An 18,373-nucleotide genomic window follows, 5' to 3' on the forward strand; every position below is an offset into this window, starting at 1 on the left:
CTCAGGTCGTGGGGCGGACCGGGGGTTCCCGGCCGGACTCCAGACCATCAGGCCCGGGCCGGCGAAACGTCGCCGTACGGGAGGAACCGCGCCCGGGAGCAGGGTCCGCACGCCCGGCCCCGACCAGGACTCCGGTCCTGGTCCGGCACCGGACCGGGGGACGACGGCAGCGGCCGGCCGGGCTGCCAGAATGGAAGGAGGACAACCGGCACGAAACGCCTCCCGCACCGGCGGGAAGGACCGCCGGCGGGGGAGGACCGGAACGGATGGACAAGGGCGCCGACAGGCTGCGCTGGACGCGCAACGACGCACTCGTGGCGATCGGGGCCGCCGCCGTGGACCTGTTGGGCTTCTCGCTCGGCACCCGGACCGAGGGGATGCCCCTCACCGTCCCGGCGGCCTGTGCGCTGGTGGCGGCGGCCATGTGCCTGCTCGCCCGCCGCAGCCGCCCGCTCGCCGTGCTCGCGGCGGTGCTGCTCCTGGGGATCGTGCCCAACCTGGCCATCCCGGACGCCGCACCGCACTTCTCGCTGGGTCTCGCCGTTGCCCTCTACTCGGTGGTCCGCTTCAGCCGGCCCGCCGTCGCCGGAGCGGCCGCGGCCCTCACCGTGCCGCTGGTCCCGCTGGGCCAGGGCGGCAGGCTGCTCCCCGGCGGCTGGGCCCTCGTCGCGAGCGCGGCGGCCACGGCCCTGGTCGCCGGTGCGGCCCTGGCCGTCAACCGCTGGCAGCGGGAGGTGGCGGCCAACCAGGCCCTCCAGGCCGAGCGCGCCGTAGCCGAGGAGAGGCGCCGGATCGCCCGGGAACTCCACGACATCGTCGCCCACCACATCACCGCCATGCAGCTGATGGCGGGCGGCGCCCGGGCCAACCTGGCGCACGACACCGCGGCGGCCCGCGAGGCCCTCGTCACCCTGGAGGACTCCGGCCGCATCGCCCTGCGCGAGATGCGCCAACTCCTCGACGTCCTGCGGGCCGGGGAGGAACCGGACGAAACTCCTCCGGCGCCTCAGCCGGGCGCCGCGGACCTGGGGCGGATCGTCACCGAGTCACGGCTGGCCGGAACCGAGACGGAGTTCACCGTCGACGGCACCGTCCGCCCGCTGCCGCCCAGCGTCGGCCTCACCCTCTTCCGCATCGTGCAGGAGGCACTGACCAACACCCGCAAGCACGCCGGGCAGGCGCGCGCCCGGGTACGCCTGACGTACCACCCGGACGAGGTCTTCGTGGAGGTGTGCGACGACGGGGCCGGTGCACCGCCGCCGGCCGCCCGCCCCGCCGCGGGCACCGGGTACGGTCTGATCGGAATGCACGAACGCGTGGCCCTCCAGGGCGGGACCCTGGAGGCGGCCGCACGCGACGGCGGGGGATTCCGGGTGGCGGCCCGCCTTCCGGTACCGGCCGCGCGGGGCGGCGAGGGAGGGGAACGACACCGATGATCCGTGTGCTCATAGCCGACGACCAGCCGCTGGTGCGGCGGGGTCTCGCCCTGATCCTCGGCCCCGACCCCGGGCTCGAGGTGGTCGGCGAGGCCGAGGACGGCGCCCGCGCCGTCGCCCTCGCCCGGGATCTGCGGCCCGACGTGGTCGTCATGGACATCCGGATGCCCGTCCTCGACGGCGTCCAGGCCACGGCGGAACTGGCGCGCACCCTCCCCGAGGTCCGCGTCCTGGCGCTGAGCACCTTCGACATGGACGAGTACGTGGTCGCGGCCCTGCGTGCGGGCGCGTACGGCTTCCTCCCGAAGGACGTCTCCCCGGAGGAACTCGGCGCGGCGGTCCGCACGGTGCACGGCGGTGAGGCGGTCGTGGCACCCAGGCTGCTCACCCGGCTGCTCTCCGCCTACGTACGGACCCCCGCGCCGGCCCGCCCGGCCGCGGCCGCCGCGGCGGCGGTACCACCCGACATGACCCCGCGCGAGCGGGAGATCTGGCAGCTGCTGGCCACCGGACTCGAGAACGCGGAGATCGCCGCGGAACTGGACATCAGCGTCTCGACGGTCAAGAACCACATCACCGGCATCTTCGGCAAACTGGGCGTCCGCGACCGCGCCCAAGCGGTGATCGCCGCGTACGAATCCGGCCTGGTGGAGGCCGGCCGCGGGAGCGGTTGATCACAAAGTGCCCGCAAGAGGACCGGAATCCTCCTGGCGACCGCACCTCTGACCAGCCGAAACACTGGATGATTCGCCCGTGCGGAGGAGGCCCCGGGCATGGCACAGTGCGATCAGCCCAACCGCACGACCAGGGAGCCCCCATGCGCGATCCGCACGTCACGCCGCTCGCGGCCGCCCCCGGGTACCCGCCGGAGCCCGGCCCGTTGCCGTGCTGTCCGGTGTGCGACGGCGTGCCGGAACGCATCTCCTGGCGCCAGTGCCCGGGAGCGCCGGTGGTGCTCGTCTTCGAGCCCTGCGGCCACCGCCGGCGCACCCCCGCCCCGCCCGTCCTCGCGGTCGCCCCGCCCCGGGCACACGGTCACGCCGACGCCGGCTGAGCCGGCGCCGGCGTGAGTTAGTCCGGTCAGCTGGTGAACACCTGAACGATCCGGTCGCCGTTGACCGCGACGCCCGTCTTGGTGAAGCTGCAGTTCTTGATGTTGCCCGCGTGGCCGGTGCTCTTCAGCCACCCGTCGACGTGCACCTTTTCGTCGCCCGAACCCCAGGCGATGTTCTCGGCGTACCCGTTGAACGTCGCCCCGGCCTTCTTCAGCCGGTCCGGCACGGACGAGCCGTCCGAACCGGTGTGGCTCGTGGTCGTGTCGTTGGCGTATTCCTGGGCTGCGGCCTGCACCTGGGGGTCGACCGTGAGGGGCTGGCAACCTGCCGCCGTACGGGCCTGGTTGACGAGTTCGAGGACCTTGTTGGGGTCTGCCTGGAGCGGAACGACGGCGCGCGCGCCCGCAGTCGCGGGCTCAGCGGCGGATGCCGCTCCGGCGCCTATGGCGCCCCCGAGCACCAGCAGCGAGGACGCACACACGGCGGTGCACCCACGCCGTACCCGGCCGGATCCGAAAGCCATGGGATTACCTTCCTTCTCGACGAGAAGCGGCAGACGCGGCGAACGCCGCCGCCGGTCACCCCCCATCCCTGCCGATTCTCCGCCGCCCCCCGACCACCCGCATCTCCCGGCGGTAAACCCCCAGGTCAGCGGGGTCGACTGGCGGGGTGGGGCCCCGCCACCGCTTCCGCGAGGAGCCGGCGGCCCGGCGAGGTGGTGAGCGCGGCGCGCAGGGCCGTGTCGCGGACCGCCCGGGCGGGCCCGGCGCGCAGGGTCCAGGCGCGCGTGGCGAGATCGGTGCGGGCCAGCACGCGCAGGGCGTCGGCGCGGCGGCCGCGCCGCCAGGCCGCGAGTCCGTCGGGTTCCGCCCCCGGCAGGGCCGAGGCCAGGGACACGGCGTCCCGGAGCCCGAGGTTGAGGCCCTGCCCGCCGATCGGGCTGCACACGTGGGCGGCGTCGCCGATCAGCAGCACCCGCCGGCTGTCCGCGCGGCCGGCCAGCCGCCGCTGGGTGCGGAAGGTGCTCGTCCAGCGGCATGCGCGGACGGTCGCCGTCCACCCCCGGGCCGCCGCCTCGGCGGCGAACGCCCCGGGGTCCTCCGCCGCGTCCGGCACCGGTCCCTCCGGCCCGGGTCCGTCCGGCCGGTGCAGCACCACCCGGGCCCAGCCGTCCAGGTGCATCGGCAGGACGACGAGCAGCCCGCGCGGACCGCCGACCATGTGCACCCGCGCCGGGTTCAGCGAGGGGTCCTCGACCTGCAGGTCGGCGAGCTGCCAGGTGCCGCCGTAGGTCCGGCCGCGGAACGACGCCCCGGTCAGGGCGCGCAGGGTGCTCGACGCGCCGTCGGCCCCCACCACCCAGCGGGCGCGCAGCGGTTCGAGGGTGTCGCACCGCACGGTGACGGCCTCGGGGTCCTCCGCCACCGACAGGACGGCCGTCGACCGGTGCACGCGCACGCCCGCGCGCTCGGCCTGCGCCGCGAGCAGCCCCTCGGTGGCGCATTGGGGGACCGTCAGGATGTACGGGTACGGGGTGCGCAGCCGCGTCAGGTCGAAGCCGCCGAGGCGGCGCCGCCCGGACCACATGTCGACTGTGTCCACGCGCCGCCCCAGCGCATGCAGGGCCTCGGCCAGCCCGCTCGGGGTCAGCGCCTCCAGGGTCCGCGCGTGCAGGTCCGTCGCCCGCGACTCGGTGACCGGGCCGGGACGGCGTTCCAGCACCACGACGCCCAGCCCCGCCCGGGCGAGCAGGAGCGCGGCGCCCAGCCCGACCGGCCCCGCCCCGACCACCGCGACATCCACGTCAACTGCCATGCCGGGCACTCTAGTCGGCCGGGTCGGCACCGCCGCGGGCGGTCAGGGGCTCGTGAGGACGACGAGCTGCCGGGTGGCGCGGGTCATCGCGACGTAGCGGTCGACGGCCCCCTCCACGCCCTCGCCGAACCGGTCGGGGTCGACGAGGACGACCAGGTCGAATTCGAGCCCCTTCGACAGCGCGGGCGTCAGCGACCGGACGCGGGGCGTCGCCCGGAAGGCGGGAGCGCCGATGACGCAGGCGATCCCCTCGGGGTGCGCGGCGAGCCAGTCGTCCAGGACCGGTTCGAGTTCGGTGACGGCCCCGTGGACGACCGGGATGCCGCTGCTGCGGATGGAGGCCGGGACGTTGGCGTCGGGGAGCGCGGCCCGGATGGCCGGTTCGGCCACCGCCATGACCTCCTCCGGGGTGCGGTAGTTGATGCTCAGCGACGCGACCGTGATCCGGTCGAGGCCGACGCGTTCGAGCCGCTGCGTCCAGGACTCCGTGAACCCGTGCCGGGCCTGGGCCCGGTCGCCGACGATCGTGAAGCTCCGCGACGGGCAGCGGGCCAGCAGCATCTGCCATTCGGCGTCGGTCAGTTCCTGGGCCTCGTCCACGACGACGTGCGCGAACGGGCCGGCCAGGAGGTCCGGTTCGACGCCGGGCAGCCCGCTCTCGTCGATCAGGGTGTCCTGGAGGTCGCGGCCGTGCAGCATCCCCATCGCGCCCTCGCTCTCGTCGATCACGACGTTCTGCAGCAGGCTGTCGATGGCGTCGGCCCTGCGGGCGCGCTCGGTGGCGACGGCGGCCTCGCGCCGGCGCTCGCGGAGGGAGGCCTCCGCGTCGCCGAGCCGCTGCCGGGCGGCGTCCAGGAGCGGCAGGTCGGACACCGTCCAGGCCCGGGGGTCCGCCCGCTGCAGCCGGCTCACGTCGTCGGGGCCCAGCCAGGGCGCGCACTTGCGCAGGTAGGCGGGGACCGACCACAGGTCCCCGACGAGGTCCGTCGCCTCCAGCATCGGCCACGCCCGGTTGAGGGTCCTGATCAGTTCCCGGTCCTGCAGCAGCGACCGGCGCAGCAGCTCGGGCGGGACGTCGTGGCCCTCGCCGCCGTCCTCGTGCTTGTCCATGAGGAGGGCGAGCAGCTCCTCCCGGATCTGGTCGCGGGCCTCGTTGTGCGGGGTCCCCGGCTCCACCGCGTCGAACGCCGCCGCCCAGTCGTCGGCGCTCAGCCAGACCTCCGACCAGTGACTGGAGACCGTCATCCCGCGGGTGGGCGGCTCCTCGTAGACGCGGACGGCCGCGTCGACCGCCTTCACCAGGTCCGCGGAGGACTTCAGCAGGGCCACCGCCGGGTCGCCCTCCTCCGGCGCCGCGGCGCCCTCCGCCACGAGATCGCGGAGCGTGCAGGTCTGGACGCCCTCCTCGCCGAGGCTGGGCAGCACGTCGGCGACGTAGGCCAGGTAGGGCTGGTGCGGCCCGACGAAGAGGACGCCGCCGCGGCGGTGGCCCAGGCGCGGGTCGGAGTAGAGGAGGTGGGCGGCGCGGTGCAGGGCGACGACGGTCTTGCCCGTTCCGGGGCCGCCGTCGACGACGAGGGCGCCCCGGGAGCCCGCCCGGATCACGGCGTCCTGGTCGGCCTGGATGGTGGAGAGCACGTCGCGCATACGGGCCGACCGGTTGCCGCCCAGGCTGGCGATGAACGCGGACTGGTCGTCGAGTGCCGCGTGTCCCTCCAGCGCCTCGGTGCTGAAGACCTCGTCCCAGTAGTCGCTGATCCGGCCGCCGGTCCAGCGGTAGCGGCGGCGGCTCGCCAGGCCCATCGGGTGGGCGTGGGTCGCCGCGAAGAAGGGCTCGGCCGCGGGGGAGCGCCAGTCGAGCAGCAGCCTGCGGCCCGTGCTGTCGGTGAGGCCGAGGCGTCCCACGTACACGGGCTCGTCGCCGTCGGCGGGGACGATGCGTCCCAGGCAGAGGTCCAGGCCGAAGCGGCGCAGGGTGCGCAGGCGGGAGGTCAGGCGGTGGATCTCGGCGTCCCGGTCCATCGCCTCGCGGCCGATGCCGCCGGGCGCCCTGCGCTCGGCCTCCAGGCGGTCGGAGAGCTCGGCGATCGACTGGGCGAGGCTCTCCGAGACGACCGCGAAGTGCCGCTCGTCGGCGCCGGTCAGGGCCGGGTCGGCCTTGGGGGAGAGGTGGTCGGGAAGGTCGAACGCGCTGCGGGCCCCTGGCGCGGCCGAGACCTGCTCGACGTCGCCGCGCGATGTGTGAACAGGCGAAGACGCATGCACTTCGTGAATCTCCCATTTCTGCAGCTTCTGGCTTCGGCCCGCGATTCTGCCCCGGCGACGGGGCCTTGCCGCAAGCCCCCCGGTGCGCTATAAGTTGAGAGCGGCAAGGAGTGGGTTCACCTCCTTGCCTTTCTCGTCCCCTCCGGACGCCTCTCCGGCCTTGCGTACCCCGCGCATCGGGGATAGCCGCTGCCCGCCGCCGTGTCGCCCGCCGCCTCGCCGCCCGCCGCTTCCGTGTGCCGCTTCCGTGTGCCGGTGAGCGTCTGTCGCATGCTCAAAGATGCGTGCTGAAGGGCGACTTCGAGCAGCATCCTTCAAAGAAGGCCGTCGGGACGCTATCTTGCCGGGTGCATGCCAAAGGGCTGTGTCCGTTCTCCGGACCGCACGAGGAGCTGCCCCATGAGACTGCCCAGCATCCGCAGGAGCCGACGGGTCCCCTTATCCGGTCGGCCGCGCACACCACGGCGACGGCGCCTGCGCGGCCCGGGCGCGGCCCTGCTCGCCGCCGCCCTCACCGTCACCGGCCTGGCCGCCGCAGGACCCCTCGTCGGGCCCGCCACCGCCGCCCCCTCCGGGGCCACGGCCACCGCGGGCGACGTCACCGGCTTCACCCGGTCCGGGAACACCTTCACCGTCACCGCCTCCAGCGGCGCCAGGGCCCGCGTGGTGATCGCCCGCGCCGACATCTTCCGCCTCTGGCTCTCACCCGACGGGACCTTCGCCGACGACCCGGCCGGCTCCGACCTCGCCGTCACCACCGACTTCGGCTCCGTGCCCGCGACCGGCACCGACGCGGGCCCGTACTACCGCATCAGCACCGGCTCCCTCTCCATCCGGGTCAACAAGTCGCCGCTGCGGTTCTCCGTATACCGCGCGGACAACACCACCCCCGTCTGGCAGGAGACCCGGCCCACGAGCTGGACCGGCAGCCGCACCACGCAGTACCTCGCCCGCGGCGCGGACGAGCAGTTCTACGGAACCGGCCTGCGCCTCGGCGAGTGGGCGCTGCGCGACAAGACCGTCCCCGTCGCCGTCGACAACAAGTGGCGCGAGAACGACAACGCCAGCCCCGCACCCTTCTACATGTCCACCAACGGCTACGGCGTGATGCGCAACACCTGGGCCCCGGGCTCCTACGGATTCAACGCCCCCACCACCCTCACCCACGACGAGAAGCGCTTCGACGCCTGGTACTTCACCGGCGATTCGCCGAAATCCGTCCTCGACGCCTACACCGACGTCAGCGGCAAGCCGTTCATGGCGCCGATGTGGGGCTTCGAGCTCGGCAACGCCGACTGCTTCAACGCCTCCAACCCCGACTACCAGGGCGACCACAACCGTCCCCGGCACCAGCACACGCCCGATGTCGTCGGCTACGCGGCCGACGCCCGCGCCGCCGACATGCCCTCGGGCTGGTTCCTCCCCAACGACGGCTACGGCTGCGGCTACACCGCCCCGCTGAAACCGACCGTCGACGCCCTGCGGGCCAAGGGCTTCCAGACCGGCCTGTGGACCTCGACCGGCCTCGGTTCCATCGCCGACGAGGTGGGCACCGCCGGCAGCCGGGCCGTGAAGACCGACGTGGCGTGGATCGGCAGCGGCTACAAGTACGCCTTCGACGGTGTGCGGCAGGCCGTCGACGGGATCGAGAAGAACTCCGACGCCCGCCGCTTCGTGTGGACCGTGGACGGCTGGGCGGGCACCCAGCGCAACGCCGTCGTGTGGACCGGCGACACCCACGGCACCTGGGACGACATGCGCTGGCACGTCCCCGCCATCACCGGCGCGGGCCTCTCCGGCCTCAACTACGCCGCCGGCGACATCGACGGCATCTTCGGCGGCAGCCCGCAGACCTACACCCGCGACCTCCAGTGGAAGGCCTTCACCCCCGCCTTCATGACCATGTCGGGCTGGGGCGCGGCCAACCCCTCCGCCGGCTACCACGACAAGCAGCCGTGGCGCTTCGCCGAGCCCTACCTCTCCGTCAACCGCAAGTACCTGCAGCTGAAGATGCGGCTGATGCCCTACCTGTACACGATGAGCCGCGTCGCCCACGAAACGGGCGTCCCCAGCACCCGCGCCATGGTCCTGGAGTACCCCGACGACCCGGTGGCCCGCGGCAACGCCACCAGCGGCCAGTTCATGGCCGGCGACTCCCTCCTCGTCGCGCCCGTCGTCTCCGACACCACCGTCCGGGACGGGATATACCTGCCCGCCGGGACCTGGACGGACTACTGGACGGGCCGCACGTACGCGGGCCCCGGCCGGCTCGACGGCTACCGGGCGCCCCTCGACACCCTCCCGCTGTTCGTCAAGGGCGGCGGCATCGTGCCGATGTGGCCGCAGATGAACCACACGGGGGAGAAGCCGGTCTCCACCCTCACCTACGACATCCACCCGCGCGGCGCCTCCTCCTTCAGCCTCTACGAGGACGACGGCCGCACCCGCGCCCACGAGTCGGGCGCCTACGCCCGCCAGCGGGTCGACGTCACCGCCCCGACGTCCGGCACCGGCACGGTCACCGTCTCCGTCGGCGCCCCCACCGGGAGCTACGCGGGCAAGCCGGCCTCGCGCGGCTACGAATTCACCCTGCACGTGGCCTCCGCGCCCGCCTCCCTCACGGTGGACGGGACGGCCGTGCCGCGCCTGACCTCCAAGGCCGCCTACGACGCCGCTCCGTCCGGCTGGTTCTTCGACCCGGCGGACCGGGCGGGCATCCTCTGGGCCAAGACCGGTACGAAGACGGGCGCGTTCACCGTCTCGGCCGCCGGCACCGCCGTTCCGGCCGCCGAGCCCCTGCCCTCCTCCTCCGCCCCCATCGACCGGGCGGGCTGGTCCCTGGCCGGCGCCGACAGCCAGGAGACCGCCGCCGAGAACGGCGCGGCCGCCCGTGCCTTCGACGCGAACCCCGCCACGATGTGGCACACCGCCTGGTCCACCGGCACGCCCGCGGCGCTCCCGCACGAGATCCGGATCGACCTCGGCGCCCGCTACACGGTCGACGGCCTCGGCTACCTCCCCCGCCAGGACGGCGGAGTCAACGGCAGGATCGGCGCCTACGAGGTCCACGTCTCCGACACCCCCACGGACTGGGGCGCGCCGGTGGCGAGCGGCACCTTCGCCGACACCGCCGCCGCCAAGACCGCGGCCCTGTCCCCGAAGACCGGCCGCTACCTGCGCCTGCGCGCCCTGACCGAGGCCGGCGGCCGCGGCCCCTGGACCAGCGCCGCGGAGATCACCCTGACCGGCCGGCCGGCCGCGGCACCGACGTACGCCGCGCCCGACCGCTGATCCCCACCCCTCGCCGAGCAGAGGCGCGGCACTCCCGCCGGACGGTGGGCGTGGTGGGTCGGCACCCGACCGCGCCCCGGCCGGGGTTCCGGACCCCCGGCCGGGGCGCGGAACGGGTTGCCGCCCGGGCCCTGCAACGATCGTGATCCACCCCAACACCCAAGTCAATCCTCCGGTTTGCTCCCCACACCCAAGGAATATCTTGGGTGCCATGACCCTCGACGACCTCCGCGTGTTCGTGGCCGTCTGCCGCGCCGGAAGCCTCAGCGCCGTCGCCCGCGACCTCGGCTGCACCCAGTCCGCCGTCAGCCAGCACGTCCGCCGCCTGGAGAAGCAGACCGGCACCAGCCTCCTGGAGCGCCACGCCCGCGGCGTCGTGCCCACCGAGGCCGGCCGGATCGTCCGGGCGGCGGCCGCCGACGGCATCGCCGGCCTCGACGGCGCCCTGCGGCGCGTGGCGGACCTCGTACGGGGCGGGGGCGGCACCGTGCGCGTCACGACCGGCGCGACGACCGTGCGGCACTTCATGTCCGAAGCCGTCGTCGCCTTCCGCCGCAGCCACCCCGGGGTGAGCCTGGAGTTCCAGACCGAGAACTCCAGCCGCGGCTGCTTCGACGCCCTCGCCGCCGGCGACCTCGACCTCGCCTGGATCACCATCGGCGCCCCGGTCCGGGGCATCGAGCAGCGCCCGGTCATGGAACTGCCCTGGGTGCTGGCCGTCGGCGCCGACGACCCCCTCGCCGGCCGGACCTGCCTCACCCCCGCCGACCTCGCGGGCATCCGCCACATCCGGCTGCCGCAGAACTCCGCCTCCCGCGCCCACCTCGACGCCGCCCTCGCCGGGGCCGGCATCCACATGCGCTCCGACACCAGCGTCGCCGACTGGGACACCGCCCTGCTCCTCGCCGAACTAGGCCTGGGGCACGCCGTCGTGCCCGCGCTGCCCGGCTGGCAGGTCCCCGGCTCCGACGGCCCGCTGCGCCTGGTGCCCGTCCCCGCCCTGCCACCGCTCGCCGTCGGCTGGGCGGTCCGCCGCTGGGCCGCCCTCGCCCCGCCGGCCCTCGTCTTCGCCGACGAGGTCGCCCGCAACTGCCGGGCGCGCGCCGCCGGGCAGCAGTGAGGCCGCGACCAGACCGGCCGCCGCCAGCACGGCCAGCGCCACCAGCGACGGTCCGAGAACCCCGGCGCTCGCGGCGACCGCGATGCCCAGCGCCGGCCCCACGTTCATGGCCGTCTGCTTGAGCCCGCCGACGACCCCGGCGTACCCGGCCGGGGCCTCGCCGACCACCGCCCCGGTGGCCGTGACCATGACGGTGGCGAAGCCGGCGCCGAGCACCGCGAAGGCCGGGCCCGACGCGGAGCCCAGCCCGGCGATCCCGGCGACGACCAGCGCCGTACCGGCCAGTGCGGTGCGGCGCGGCCCGAACCGGCGCAGCGCCCTTCCCGCCACCGGAGCGCCCGCGACCATCACCGCCGTCAACGGCAGCACCCGCAGTCCGGTGTCCAGCGCGTCCAGCCCCTGGACGTCCTGGAGCCGGAACGTCGCCGTGAACAGGGCCCCGAACATGCCCGCCGAGACCGCCAGCAGCAGGGCCATGGACGCCGTCACAGCCCTGGCCCGCGCCACGGCGGGCGGTACGAGCGGCTGCGCGGAGCGCCGTTCGCCGCGTACGAACAGGGCCGCGAGCCCGGCGGCGGCCGCGCCCCCGAACAGCGTCGGCGCTCCGGTCCACCCGTACTGCGGTACGCCGACCAGCGCGTGCACGAACACCGCGAGGGCCGTGGCGAGCAGGGCCGCGCCACCGAGCGCCGGCCGCCCCGCCCGCGTACGCGGCGGCGCGGGGGCCCGAACGGAGAGCGTCAGGGCGGCGATCACCACGGCGACGGGCACGTTGAGCACGAACACCGCCCGCCAGTCCCACTGGGCGACGAGCAGACCGCCCAGCAGCGGACCGGCCGCGGCGGCCGCGCCGATCGCGCTGGTCCGCACGGCCACGGGCCCGGCCAACCGGTCGGGCGGGTACGCGAGCCTCAGCAGCGCCAGGGTCGCCGGCTGCAGCAGCGCGCCGAACACGCCCTGCACGGCGCGCAGTGCGATCACCCAGCCCACGCCGGGCGCGATCACGATGGCCGCCGAGGCCGCGGCGAACCCGAGCACGCCGACGAACAGCAGCCGCGCGTGCCCGTACCGGTCGCCGAGCCTGCCGGCGAGGACGAGGAACGCGGCCACCGCGAGCAGGTAGGCGGTGCTGGTCCACTGGACCTGCGTGACGCTCGCCCCGAGGTCGTGGCTCAGGCTCGGCTGAGCCACCGTCAGTACGGTGCCGTCGAGCGCGACGAGCATCGCGCCCGCCACGCTGACGAGCAGCGATGTGCGCCGCCTCACGCCGGGGCACCCCCGAGGTGCGCGTCGACGGCGGCGTCGACGAGCCGTTCGACGTCCGCGGCCGGGTCCTCGCCGAGGGCCAGCGGAAGGCTGCCCCAGCCCCACAGCTGGGCCACGCCGTGCAGGTTCGCCCACAGGGCGGCGGCGGTGACGGAGGGCTCGGCCACCCCGCACCGGCCGACGAGCGCGACGAGGAGGCCGAACAGCGGGAGCGTCGACTCGCGCAGCCGCGGCTCGTCGGAGGGCGCCTCACCGGAACTGTCCAGCAGGTCGTGGCGGAACATCAGCGAGAACATGCCGGGGTTCTCCAGCGCGTAGCCCACGTAGGCGCGCCCGATCGCCCGCACCCGCTCCCGCGGCGTCGACTGCGCCGCCCCGGCCTCCAGGGCGGTGACCCGCCCGGCGAGATCGGCGAAGCCGCGCCGGGCGATCGCCGACAGCAGGCTGTGGTGGGTGGGGAAGTGGCGGCGCGGCGCCCCGTGCGAGACGCCCGCCCGGCGGGCGATCTCCCGCAGTCCGAGGGCGCCGGTGCCCTCGCTCGCGACGAGTTCCGCACCGACGTCGATCAGCCGTTCCCGCAGTGATCTCTCCTCGTCCATGCACCTTGTCTACCAACAGGAGTAGACACTGTCTACCACCGGGGCGGGCTCCGGACCGGTGCCGCGGCCGCTGACGGGACGCGCGGCGCGGTGCGGAGGATGATGGAGTGGGCGGGGACCCGAGGAGGAGGTGCACGTGCCATGACGGAGCACGACGGCGGTCCGTCGGCGCGGAAACTGGAGGAGGGCCGGCTGCTCAAGGAGCTGGAGGCCATCCACCGCACGCGCCACGAGACCCTGTTGCACGGGTCCGACGACGCCCTGGTCACCCATACGAAGCGGATGAACGAGCTGGAGCACGAGTACGTGCGCCGCCACCCGCAGCGGGCCCAGACCGCCTCCCGCACCCGCTCGGGCGCCCGTGCCCGCACCAACGGGGAGCACGGCGAGCACAAGGACCCGCCCATGTGATCATGTGGCGTAACGTTCCTTCACCCGCGAGGTGATTTTTTGACGAAGGTGGCACTGCGGCCCTACGCACTGTTGCCTCGGCAGTACGACGAACGGAAGGTCCTGGCCTCCACGGTGGACGCGTGGGGGAGGGCCCTCTGGCTGATCTGTACGGATGCGCGCTTCCCGTCCGGCAACCGGGGCGGGCGTTCCGCGGAACCCCTCGCCCTGCCCTTCGACGCCCTCCTCGTCACCCGTGACGGTGACTCGGTCCGGGAACGGACGCTGCACGACGTGGCCGTGAGCCCGCGGGACATCGACGCTCTGCCCGGGGGTGGTCTCGTCGTGCACGGATGCCGCGGGAGCGACCGCCGCAACGGCCAGATCTTCGGCCGGGACGGCCGGTCCCGGCGGAGGTTCGCCCTGGGGTCCCGCCTGATCCAGCTGGTCACGGACCGCCGGGCCGGCCTGTGGACCTGCCACGGGGAAGAGGGCATGTACGGGGACGACCCCCTGGACGCGGACGCCCTCGCCCGGTGGGACGGCAGGGGAAACCGCCTGCACGGATTCCGCCCCTCCGGACGCGCCCGCTTCTGCCTCGAGGTCAACGCCCTCAACGTCACGGACTCCGAGGTCCTGGTCGCGGACCAGTACGACCGGGCCCTCGTCGCGCAGCGGACCGGCGAGCCGCCGCACATCCGGCCCCTGCCGATGCGCGGCATCCGCGGTCTCGCGGTCCGGGACCGTCACCTGCTGCTCCTCGGCGGCCCCGAGGGCGTGGGGCACCTCCACCACTGCCGCCTGACCGAAGGGGCGGTGGCGATCACCGGGCACGGTGAACTCGTCTGGCCCAACGGCGATCCCGTGCGCCGCCACACCCGCCCCGTGGGCCGTGGTCCCCACCTCTACCTGCGCAATCCCCGGTCCATGCGCATGTGGTACGTGCTCGGCGTGCCGTCGGCGGGCATCGCCGTGGAGCCCGCCGACGGTGACGACGGGCAGGGTCACGGCCTGCTCCCGTAGCGGCGCCGGAAGCGCTCGACGCGGCCGGCGGTGTCCAGGACGCGGGCGGTGCCGGTGTAGAAGGGGTGGCTCTGCGAGGAGATCTCGACGTCGATGACGGGGTAGGTGCGGCCGTCCTCCCACTCGACCGTCTTGTCGCTGGTGGCGGTGGAGCGGGTGAGGAAGGCGAAGTCGGCGGCCTTGTCGCGGAAGACGACGGGGCCGTAGGCGGGGTGGATTCCGGGCTTCATGACGCGGTCCTTCGGGGGTCGGATGAGGTGGTGCGGCTCAGCGCTCTTCGCGGAAGTCGACGTGCCGGCGGACCACCGGGTCGAACTTGCGCAGCACCATGCGGTCCGGGTCGTTGCGCCGGTTCTTGCGGGTCACGTAGGTGTACCCGGTTCCGGCGGTGGAGCGGATCTTGATGATCGGGCGTACTTCGTTGCGTGCCATGCGGCCAGTATATGGAAATGATGCCCATTTTCAATAACGCCGCGAAGGTGGAGCGTCTTTGCCTCGGATGAGACAATCTTGTATCGTTCGAGGCGAAGGAGGCTCGACATGGTGAACGAAGAAGAACTGCTCGACGGCGCCGCCCGCGTCCTTGCGGGCGATCACAGCGCCTCGATGGTGCAGATCGCCGCCGGCATCGGGACCAGCCGCGCCACGCTCAGCCGCCGCTACGCCACCCGCGAAGCCCTGCTGAAGGCCGTCGCGGTCCGGGCGATCGAGGTGGTCGACGGCTGCCTGGCCCCGCTCGACCTGGCGCAGAACGCCGACGCCGACGCCTTTGATGCCGCCCTGGAGGAACTGGTCGTCGCGCTCATGCCCGCCGCCCACCTCTACGGCTTCACCTCACGCGACGCCACCGTGCTCGCGGACCCCGCGTTCCGGGCCGGCGTGGACCGCCAGGACCAGCGGGCCCTCGCCTTCCTCGCCCTCGGCCAGCGGCTGGGGCGGCTGCGCGCCGACCTCCCGCCGTACTGGATCTGGTACTCCCTCTGGGGACTGCTCGACGCCGCCGCCGAAGGCGTACGGGACGGGCACCTCGCCCCCCGCCAGATCGGCCACCTGGTCCTGACCTCCTTCCTCAGCGGGACGCGGCCCCTCGCGCGGCCCCCCGCCGGTGCCCCCGCACCCTGACCCGCACGTCACCCCGTACAGACCCCGAACGGAACCCCATGCACACCCCCACGCCGGACCCCCGCAGGTGGATCGTCCTGGCGATACTCTCCGGCAGTCTCCTGCTCATCTCCATGGACACCACGATCCTCAACGTGGCCTTCCCCTCGCTCGTCGGCGACCTCCAGCCCGGCGCCGTACAGCAGCTGTGGATCATCGACGTCTACGCGCTCGCCCTGTCCGGCCTGCTGGTCACCGCCGGTGCGCTCGGCGACCGCTGGGGCCGCAAGCGGCTGCTCATGGCCGGCTTCGGCATCTTCTCGGCGGCCTCGCTCATGGCCGTCTTCGCCACCGAGGCCTGGCACCTGATCGCGGCCCGCGCCCTGCTCGGCATCGGCGGCGCGGCCATCATGCCCGCCACCGTCTCGATCCTGCGCACCGTCTTCACCGACGCCAAGGAGCGCGCCTTCGCCCTCGCCGTGTGGGCGGCCGTCTTCGGCGGCGGCATGGCCTTCGGCCCGGTCGTCGGGGGCCTGCTGGTCCAGGACTACGGCTGGCACTCCGCCTTCCTCCTCAACCTGCCCGTCGCCGCCGTCATCGTCGCGGCCGGCCTGCGCTACCTGCCCGAATCGCGCTCCCCGCGCAGCACCGGAAAGTGGGACTGGTGGGGCGTGGGCCAGTCCGTCGTCGGCATGCTCGCCCTCGCCGGCGGCATCAAGCAGCTCGGCAAGAGCGGTGTCGCCGACCCGCTGCCCTGGGCACTGCTCCTCGTCGCCGCCGTCGCGCTGACCGTCTTCGTCCGCCGCCAGATGCGGCTCGACAACCCCCTGCTCCAGGTGCGGCTGTTCGCCAAGCCCGCCTTCAGCGTCGCCGCCACCGCGATCTTCCTGCCCATGGTCGGCATGGGCGCGATCCTGTTCCTCGTCACCCAGTGGTTCCAGTACGGCGAGGGCTACACACCGCTGGAGGCCGGACTGCGCCTGCTGCCGGCCCCGCTCGCCCTGATCGCCGCCTCGATGGTCGCCCCCACGCTGATGCAGCGCTTCGCGATCCGCCATGTGCTCGGCGCGGGACTCGTCGTCCTGGCCACGGGCATGGCCCTGCCGTGGACCCTCCAGCAGTTCACCGACCTCGGCTACCCGGCCTTCGCCGCCGCCCTGACCGTCATGGGCCTGGGCGCAGGCACCGCCACTACGGTGGCCTCCGTGACGCTGGTCTCCGCGGCGCCCGCCGCCGAGGTCTCCAGCGCCGCCGCCATCGAGGAGACCTGCTACGAGCTGGGGTCCGCCATGGGCGTCGCCGTCCTCGGCTCCACCGCGGCCGCGCTCTACCGGGGCAACCTGCCCGCCCTGGAACTGGACGGCCCCACCGCGGCCGCCGCACGGGACTCCGTCGGCGAGGCGGCGCACATCGCCGACCGGCTCGGCGGCGCCGTGGGCCAGGCCCTGCTCGACACCGCCTCGCACGCCTACACCCTCGCCATCACCCCGGCGTTCCTCATGGCGGGAGGTCTCGCCGTCGCCGCGGCGGCCACGACCTGGGCGCTCATTCCGCGCGATCTGCGGCCGACCGAGAACCACTGACCCGGGCGGGCCGGAACGCGGCCGCGGGCGCCGGGCCCAGGGTGGTGGTGCCCGGCGCCGCCCGGTGTCCCAGGCCCGTGCGGTACGCGTCCATGGCCGCCTCGACCCGGCCCGTACGCCGCAGCAGATCGCCCAGGAGCCGGCACAGGTCGGCGAGATCACCCGTCGCCCCGCTGCGTTCCAGCAGCGCCAGGGCCTGTACGTAGTGCTCCTCGGCGGACTCCGCCTCACCGCGCTCCTCGGCCATCAGGCCGAGGAGCCGGTGCGCGCCGCCCGCGTGCACGGCGCCGTGGCTGTTGCCCAGCTCCAGCAGCGCCGCGAGCAGGCCCGCGGCCTCCTCGTGCCGGCCCAGCCGGCGCAGTACGTCCGCCAGCTCCACCTCCACCTGGGCCGTGAAGAGGCCGGCCCGCCGGGCGGACAGCATGTCCCGGGCCGTGCGCAGCTCCCGTTCGGCCGAACCGAGTTCGCCGTTCTGCGCCAGCACGTAGCCGCGCATCCAGTGGCAGTGCGCCAGATCCGTACGCAGTTGCAGGTGGCCGTAGATCGCCTGCGCCTTCGCCAGTGAGGCGTCGGCTTCGGCCATCCGCCCCTCGGCGAGGAAGGTCCGGGCCACCTGCCGGTGCATGCCCGCCACCAGCGCCGGATCGCTGACCTGCGGTGCCAGGGCGAGCGCCAGCTCCGCCGAGTGGGCGGCGCGCGCGTGGGCGCCCATGTCCATGTAGGGCCCGATCACCGCGGCGTGCAGCAGGACCAGCGCGTCGGGGTCGGCCAGGCCGCTCGCGCCCAGCTCGTCGATGGCCGACTCCAGCAGGTAGCAGGCGTAGCGCAGCTCGCCCGCGAGCAGGTGCGCCACGGCCCGGCCGCGCAGGGGCCGGGCGCGGCGCGGCAGCGGTTCGTCGGCCAGGAGTCGTTCGGCCTCTTCGAAGTGGCCGATCGCGGCGGGCAGTTCACCGGACTCCAGCGCGCACTCCCCGAGCCCGAGCCGGGCCTGGGCCTGCTCGGGTAGGAGCCCGAGCTCCTCGGCCTCGGCGAGCAGGCCCCGGTAGCGCACGGCGGCCTCGGCGGCCTCGCCCGTGGCGAGGGTGCGCTGGGCGTCGGTGAGGGCGAGCCGCAGTTCGGTGGCCAGGTGGGCGGGGCGGCCGGTGGCCAGCTCCTCGTACGACGTGCCCAGCCGGCCGGCGAGGAAGCGCAGCGCGGTCTCGGAGGGGCGCACCTTGCCCGACTCCAGGGTGGAGACGTAGGCCGAGGTGTAGGACGGGTGGGCCAACTGCTTCTGGGTCAGGCCGCGTTCGGTGCGCATGCGCTGGACCCTGCGGCCGATCTCGCCCGGTTCGTCCATGGAATACCCCCTGGTTGCTCGAACTCCCCAGTATTCAGCCGGAGTACGCCATTGCGCACCTCCCGCGCTGCGCCTAGTTTAAGCAGCCGA

16 protein-coding genes and 1 pseudogene are annotated in these 18,373 nt (G+C 74.2%); 9 read left to right on the forward strand and 8 right to left on the reverse strand.

Features of this window, described 5'->3' with window-relative positions; genetic code table 11:
• Nucleotides 1–266 precede the first annotated feature (266 nt).
• From AB0O53_RS03580 to AB0O53_RS03590, 3 genes are all read left to right on the forward strand, one after another.
• On the forward strand, nt 267–1,436 hold the full coding sequence (locus AB0O53_RS03580) for a sensor histidine kinase (RefSeq protein ID WP_350989493.1): 1,170 nt from the start codon (nt 267–269) through the stop codon (nt 1,434–1,436).
• Nucleotides 1,433–2,110 (forward strand): response regulator transcription factor, encoded by a 678-nt coding sequence (locus AB0O53_RS03585; RefSeq protein ID WP_350989495.1) that lies wholly within the window; start codon nt 1,433–1,435, stop codon nt 2,108–2,110. The genes AB0O53_RS03580 and AB0O53_RS03585 overlap by 4 nt, the downstream gene beginning before the upstream one ends.
• Nucleotides 2,111–2,253: 143 nt before the next feature.
• Nucleotides 2,254–2,490: a hypothetical protein gene (locus AB0O53_RS03590; RefSeq protein WP_350989497.1), complete on the forward strand. Its 237-nt coding sequence runs from the start codon at nt 2,254–2,256 to the stop codon at nt 2,488–2,490.
• A gap of 26 nt (nt 2,491–2,516) precedes the next feature.
• Here the strand turns inward: AB0O53_RS03590 and AB0O53_RS03595 are convergent, their stop codons facing one another.
• The 3 genes from AB0O53_RS03595 to helR all read right to left on the reverse strand — a co-directional run bounded on the left by AB0O53_RS03595 (nt 2,517) and on the right by helR (nt 6,571).
• On the reverse strand, nt 2,517–3,014 hold the full coding sequence (locus AB0O53_RS03595; RefSeq protein WP_350989499.1) for a CAP domain-containing protein: 498 nt from the start codon (nt 3,012–3,014) through the stop codon (nt 2,517–2,519).
• A 125-nt stretch (nt 3,015–3,139) separates the two neighbouring features.
• Nucleotides 3,140–4,306 carry an FAD-dependent oxidoreductase gene (locus AB0O53_RS03600; protein WP_350989501.1) on the reverse strand — a complete coding sequence of 389 codons (1,167 nt, stop codon included), beginning with the start codon at nt 4,304–4,306 and terminating at the stop codon, nt 3,140–3,142.
• Nucleotides 4,307–4,348: 42 nt separating this feature from the next.
• The gene (gene helR / locus AB0O53_RS03605; RefSeq protein ID WP_365193035.1) at nt 4,349–6,571 is read right to left on the reverse strand and encodes an RNA polymerase recycling motor ATPase HelR; all 2,223 of its coding nucleotides are present in this window, start codon (nt 6,569–6,571) and stop codon (nt 4,349–4,351) included.
• A gap of 399 nt (nt 6,572–6,970) precedes the next feature.
• Between helR and AB0O53_RS03610 the strand changes: the two genes are divergently transcribed.
• Complete coding sequence (locus tag AB0O53_RS03610; protein WP_365193037.1) at nt 6,971–9,862, forward strand: TIM-barrel domain-containing protein; 2,892 nt, start codon at nt 6,971–6,973, stop codon at nt 9,860–9,862.
• A gap of 211 nt (nt 9,863–10,073) precedes the next feature.
• The gene (locus AB0O53_RS03615) at nt 10,074–10,982 is read left to right on the forward strand and encodes a LysR family transcriptional regulator (RefSeq protein ID WP_350989507.1); all 909 of its coding nucleotides are present in this window, start codon (nt 10,074–10,076) and stop codon (nt 10,980–10,982) included.
• Here the strand turns inward: AB0O53_RS03615 and AB0O53_RS03620 are convergent.
• Together AB0O53_RS03620 and AB0O53_RS03625 are read right to left on the reverse strand one after the other, a co-directional pair.
• A pseudogene (locus tag AB0O53_RS03620) lies at nt 10,965–12,206 on the reverse strand (MFS transporter); the annotation flags it as partial. The gene AB0O53_RS03615 and the pseudogene AB0O53_RS03620 sit on opposite strands and share 18 nt — an antisense overlap.
• A 38-nt stretch (nt 12,207–12,244) precedes the next feature.
• Complete coding sequence (locus AB0O53_RS03625) at nt 12,245–12,847, reverse strand: TetR/AcrR family transcriptional regulator (RefSeq protein ID WP_350989509.1); 603 nt, start codon at nt 12,845–12,847, stop codon at nt 12,245–12,247.
• Nucleotides 12,848–12,988: 141 nt separating this feature from the next.
• Between AB0O53_RS03625 and AB0O53_RS03630 the strand changes: the two genes are divergently transcribed.
• Nucleotides 12,989–13,258, forward strand: a complete 270-nt coding sequence (locus tag AB0O53_RS03630) for a DUF6158 family protein (protein ID WP_365193039.1) — start codon at nt 12,989–12,991, stop codon at nt 13,256–13,258.
• Nucleotides 13,259–13,297: 39 nt separating this feature from the next.
• Nucleotides 13,298–14,260: a hypothetical protein gene (locus AB0O53_RS03635; protein ID WP_350989513.1), complete on the forward strand. Its 963-nt coding sequence runs from the start codon at nt 13,298–13,300 to the stop codon at nt 14,258–14,260.
• Here the strand turns inward: AB0O53_RS03635 and AB0O53_RS03640 are convergent.
• Together AB0O53_RS03640 and rpmG are read right to left on the reverse strand one after the other, a co-directional pair.
• Nucleotides 14,242–14,490, reverse strand: coding sequence for a type B 50S ribosomal protein L31 (locus AB0O53_RS03640; protein ID WP_350989514.1), 249 nt, complete (start codon nt 14,488–14,490; stop codon nt 14,242–14,244). The genes AB0O53_RS03635 and AB0O53_RS03640 overlap by 19 nt on opposite strands.
• A 37-nt stretch (nt 14,491–14,527) precedes the next feature.
• Nucleotides 14,528–14,692: a 50S ribosomal protein L33 gene (gene rpmG, locus AB0O53_RS03645; RefSeq protein ID WP_350989515.1), complete on the reverse strand. Its 165-nt coding sequence runs from the start codon at nt 14,690–14,692 to the stop codon at nt 14,528–14,530.
• Between the two features lie 108 nt (nt 14,693–14,800).
• Between rpmG and AB0O53_RS03650 the strand changes: the two genes are divergently transcribed.
• Together AB0O53_RS03650 and AB0O53_RS03655 are read left to right on the forward strand one after the other, a co-directional pair.
• A complete protein-coding gene (locus tag AB0O53_RS03650) occupies nt 14,801–15,382 on the forward strand; it encodes a TetR/AcrR family transcriptional regulator (protein WP_328738472.1) in 582 nt (193 codons plus the stop codon).
• Between the two features lie 38 nt (nt 15,383–15,420).
• The gene (locus AB0O53_RS03655) at nt 15,421–16,944 is read left to right on the forward strand and encodes an MFS transporter (RefSeq protein WP_350989517.1); all 1,524 of its coding nucleotides are present in this window, start codon (nt 15,421–15,423) and stop codon (nt 16,942–16,944) included.
• On the opposite strand, the gene AB0O53_RS03660 is transcribed toward AB0O53_RS03655, so the two are convergent.
• Nucleotides 16,907–18,283: a helix-turn-helix domain-containing protein gene (locus AB0O53_RS03660; RefSeq protein ID WP_350989519.1), complete on the reverse strand. Its 1,377-nt coding sequence runs from the start codon at nt 18,281–18,283 to the stop codon at nt 16,907–16,909. The genes AB0O53_RS03655 and AB0O53_RS03660 overlap by 38 nt on opposite strands.
• Nucleotides 18,284–18,373 lie beyond the last annotated feature (90 nt).

This window comes from Streptomyces erythrochromogenes, from assembly GCF_040684695.1.
GTDB lineage: Bacteria > Actinomycetota > Actinomycetes > Streptomycetales > Streptomycetaceae > Streptomyces > Streptomyces erythrochromogenes_C.